The 4,563-nt window shown below is 59.0% G+C and carries 4 protein-coding genes; 1 reads left to right on the top strand and 3 read right to left on the bottom strand.

The annotated features are described in order from the left end of the window. Window positions 1-273: class II aldolase/adducin family protein (locus H5U08_RS10750; RefSeq protein ID WP_297032873.1), on the bottom strand; the 273-nt coding region annotated here is incomplete at its 3' end. A 262-nt stretch (window positions 274-535) separates the two neighbouring features. Between H5U08_RS10750 and H5U08_RS10745 the strand changes: the two genes are divergently transcribed. Beyond that, window positions 536-1,765, top strand: a complete 1,230-nt coding sequence (locus H5U08_RS10745; RefSeq protein ID WP_297032871.1) for a XylR family transcriptional regulator — start codon at window positions 536-538, stop codon at window positions 1,763-1,765. A gap of 39 nt (window positions 1,766-1,804) precedes the next feature. On the opposite strand, the gene H5U08_RS10740 is transcribed toward H5U08_RS10745, so the two are convergent. Both H5U08_RS10740 and H5U08_RS10735 read right to left on the bottom strand, forming a co-directional pair. Next, a complete protein-coding gene (locus tag H5U08_RS10740) occupies window positions 1,805-2,611 on the bottom strand; it encodes a sugar phosphate isomerase/epimerase family protein (RefSeq protein WP_297032869.1) in 807 nt (268 codons plus the stop codon). Between the two features lie 279 nt (window positions 2,612-2,890). Beyond that, a partial coding sequence (locus H5U08_RS10735; RefSeq protein WP_297032867.1) for a Gfo/Idh/MocA family oxidoreductase occupies window positions 2,891-4,563 on the bottom strand: 1,673 nt, incomplete at its 5' end.

Raw genomic sequence — 4,563 nt, 5'->3', positions numbered from 1 at the left:
CCCGCCAATCTCCGGAAAGCTCCGGTAAAGCGCCAGATGGGTTGGTGTGTCGGTCGACGGATGGAGCTCCCCTTCCAGAACGCGACCGCTCAAATCCACCACCACGATGTCCTCTGGCCGAAGGCTCTCATAAGGAACCCCGCTGGGCTTGATCGCGACGGCCCGGCGGTCCTCACTGATCCCACTGACATTGCCCCAGGTCAGTGTCACCAGTCCCAGGGCCGGTAAGCGCCGGTTGGCTTCGGCAACCTGTGCTCTCAATTCCTCGAACATAGATCCTCGCTTCTTCGGGGACAGCAATCCGGGGATACCCCCAATGCGCTGTGTCCGCGCTCCCCGCCATTCTCTTGGTTCCAGACGCCTGGGGAACGAGCCCCACCACAACTTTCGACATAGTTTGTCAAGATAACTGCTCTCGGGGGGCTCTGCAAGCGACAGATGCGCAAATCGGATGTAAAATTGCGCAAAGGTACGGGCAGTATCAATTCTGATGGAAATCATTCCCGTGGTCACAATTTCAGAGCGGGAGTGCGCTGTGAAGAAGAGATTGAGCCGGGATTCGCTTCCCCGTGTGGCCCTCCTCATCGAGACATCGCGCGGCTACGGCCGACAGTTCCTCCGGGGTGTCATCCGGTACGGACGGCTTCACGGCCCCTGGGGTTTTTACATCACACCCGGCGACCTCGAACAGGCTCTCCCTCGCATGCGGCGCTGGGGCGGAACCGGCATTATCGCTCGGGTGGAAACTCCCCAGGTCGCGCGGGCGATTCTCGCCACGAAACTCCCCGCCATTCTGGTGGGGCTCTCTGCAGCGCGGGTCTGCCGCAATCCTTCTCTTCGCAAGTTCAGTCAGGTGCATTCGGATTCAATCGGTGCGGGCAGACTCGCAGCGGAACACCTTCTCGAGCGGGGATTTCGACATTTCGCGTATGTCGGTCTGCCGGGGTATTTGTGGTCGCAACGACGCCAGGAAGGCTTTTGCCAGCGAATCGCCGAAGCAGGGTTTTCCGTGGAGATTTATCCCCTTCCTGAACATCCGGAGGTGGAAACCAGTTGGGAAAAAGAACATCGCCGACTGGCGCGCTGGCTCGCCAGGCTTCCCCGGCCCACCGGGCTGATGGCGTGCAACGACGACCGTGGCCGCCAGGTCCTGGAAGCGTGCCTTACGGCTGGGATTCGGGTCCCTGAGGAACTTGCCGTCGTGGGTGTGGATAACGACGACCTCTTTTGCGAGTTGAGCGATCCACCCCTTTCCAGCGTCGCGCTTAATGCCGAATCGGCCGGCTACCGAGCTGCCGCCCTGCTCGACCGACTCATGAAAGGAGAAGACATTCCTCCGCAGGAAATTGTTGCCGAAGCGCTCTATGTCGTGACGCGACGATCAAGCGATGTGGTGGCCGTCGAAGATCCCGATCTTGCGGCGGCTTTAAGGTTTCTCCACGATCGGGCCGCCGAGCCCATCACCGTCAACGACGTGGTGGCAGCCGTCCATATGTCGCGCCGCAGCCTGGAGCTTCGCTTTCGCCGCCAACTCGGACGGACCATTCATGAAGAACTCGAACGATTGAGACTGCAACGGGCGGAGCGTCTTCTCCTGGAAAGCGATTTTCCGGTACCCTATGTGGCCGAAGCCTCCGGCTATCAATCGGGCAATTACTTCGCTCGGGTTTTCCAGAAAAAATGGGGACTGACTCCTCACCAATTCCGTCGGAAAATGCGCGGAGAACGCCTGCAAACGGACAGAGATCTGGCGACCTATGTGTAACCCTGAGGCCTTCACCCGCTGACCGCAATCAGCGTTCCCTCATGCTGCAGACTGTCGTTCACCCGCTTCGTCCCACCATCGGCGAACAAGGTCCCGGCTGAGGAGCAGGTAGTCCGGCTCTGGAGCGAAAACCTCCAGGGTGATCGTACCATCATAAGGGAGTGATTGGAGCTGCGCGATCCGCCGCGGCCACTGCCAGAATTGACCGGGTACTGCTCCCAGCGGCAGATGCTGGTCGCACGTGCCGTCGTTCTCGGAAAGATGTACGTGCACCAAAAACCGCCCCAGCCGAGTGAGGTATTCCTCCCAAAGGTCTCCCTGCGGCTCAAGTCGGGCATGACCGGCATCCAGATGAAAGCGCAACCCCGGCAACTCCGTGAGCAGACGTTCCAGGATGTCAATTTGCCGACACTGGGGAAATGGACTCTGCTCCACTGCGATGACCGTACCGCATTGTTCGGCCAGGTCGCATAGAGGGGCCAGAATCTCGCGGTGCCACGCGAAAACATCATCCTCGGAAAAAAACTTGGGCGGTCGGGAAAAGTGCACGGTGACAAGTTTCGCCCCAAGCTTGCCGGCAACCTCCACAGCCACACTCAGCTCCTCCAGGCAGGCTTTGCGAATCGTGGTAAAAGGCGTGGCATAGGAGAGATAGTAGGCCGTGTGGGCCACCACTGGCAATTCGTACTTTTCAAGGGCCGCAGCGACTCGGGAAACGTCCAGGGTTCGCGGATCGGCGGCGGGTGGTTCGAGTGTGAGGTCGATGTAATCGAAACCGTGTTCTGCGATCCACCGAATCTCCTCGACCACGTCCTTCGCCGGATGATTCATTGCCCCTAATTGCATGCGACTTCCTCCGGTGTGTGCCTGCCGGTCAGAATCGGGTCATCAGGTCACCCATCTACCGTGTTCTATAGCAGATGTTTTTTTCAATGGACAGAATCGCTGATTATACAGGGGACGCAGTTTAGAAGTCACGCACTCGCGGGAGGGGCTGGCCACAGAACCGTCCCCAAAACGTTTTCCAAAAAAAGGAAGCACGGCGGAAAACTCCACGCCGTGCTTCGTTCGTTGCCTTTGTGTAGAGCCCGAACCGGTTCCGAATCGCTCTGGCGGGATCAAACCTCATGCATAGCGGCTCAGATCGGGTTTGACGCCTTCTGGGGTTTCATCGCTGTCGATATCAAACCATTCCGGCTTGAATTCGATGCGACGTCCCTCGCGTGCCGCTATGTTGGTCGTCAAAGCGATGACGGCATCGGCCAGCGCCACTTTTGGATAACATCGAGGATGGATTTCCGGATCGGAGGCATTGGGATTCCGGCGGATGCACCACGCCCAGTGTTCGATTTCCTCTCGATACCCCCGGCTGACTTTGGCCGTGGCCATTTGGCCCAATCCCTCGGCCCGTTTTTGAGCCGGACCGCTGGCCTGGGTGTCCAGGACCGGGCCACCTGCGTTCTGGCTCACTCCCACCGAGGCGGAGGTGTCGGAGCCCGCGTACAACATGGCCTCCTGCTCGCGTTCCAGAATCAGCGTCCCCTTGGTGCCGAAAACGATTTCGCCGTAACCGCCGAAACCATTGCCATTAATCGAAGCATACTGCACAGCGATTTTCTTCATCTTGCCCACGGGATCGTTAGGATCATAACCCGGTGCAGGGAATTCGATAATGCAGTACACATGGTCTTCGATCTCACGGTCGAGCGGAAAGATTGGGCGGTTCCCTGCCGCCGCCACATTGAGCGGCAGTTGCTTCTGTCCCCCGTGCATGGCGGCGATGAAGATGGAGGCTGCATCGAGCTGATGGCTGCCCAGCTCCGCCATCAAGCCGCCGCCCGTTCGCTCCCACAGCCGCCAGCGAATGAGCTCTTCGATAGCAGGCCGGAAGTATTTTTGATTTCCCGCCACCAGGGTTTTGTCCTGGTAGCCGTACTCCTTCACCTTGTCGATAATCTCCTGGTCACGAATCTGGGCCTCCACCTGGGCCAGCATCTTTTCCAGACGTTCAATCTCGGCAGTGACCGGACGAGCCGACTTTTTAGCTTCTTCCACTGCTTGTTTCAATCGCCGCTGCTGGTCAAGCAGGGTGCGGTGGCTTTTGTCGTCCGGCTTGGCGCCCGGTGGCAACGGCATGGCCCAGCTATCCCGTCCTGGCAGATTTCCACGGTGCCACTGGGCTCGGATGTAGTGGAGGTCGCCCAGCAATCCACGCCGAATCATGTCGGTGGCGTTTTCGTAAAGAATGTTGTAATGGCGCTGGTGTCCCACCGCGAGATGGACCGCGGCCTGCTTGGCCATTCGTGCCATTTCCTTGCACTCGTGGACGGAATGGCCCATCAATTTCTCGGTGAGCACATGCTTGCCCAGTTTCATGGCAGCGATGGCGGCCGGGGCATGCAGGTGAAGCGGCAGCGCGATGATCACCGCTTCGATATTGTCCTTTTCCGCTTTCAGCAGATCCTCATAATGGCCGTAGACCTTGATGTGCTTTCGGGCCTCGTCTTCGGTCTTCCAACCATAGACCTTGAGGAGACCCGGTCGGGCTTCCATAGCCGCCTCACTTGACCAGTCGCCGTGGAACGCCCGATGGATGTTGTACGGCCGGATATCGGCGATCGCCACAATTTCAATGAATTCCGGATTGCATGCCCCGATGAGGACCTGACCCTCATCGCCGGTTCCCAGCACGGCCACGCGAAGGGGCTTTTCGATGGTGCTTTCGTAGCCGAAGTAGAACGCCCCCACACTGCCGCCGGCCGCCATGGCCGTCAGCAATCCCGCCTGGAGAAAGTCGC

This window comes from Thermogutta sp., assembly GCF_014359955.1.
Classification (GTDB): domain Bacteria; phylum Planctomycetota; class Planctomycetia; order Pirellulales; family Thermoguttaceae; genus Thermogutta.
This window is presented reverse-complemented; position numbering and strand designations above follow the sequence as displayed.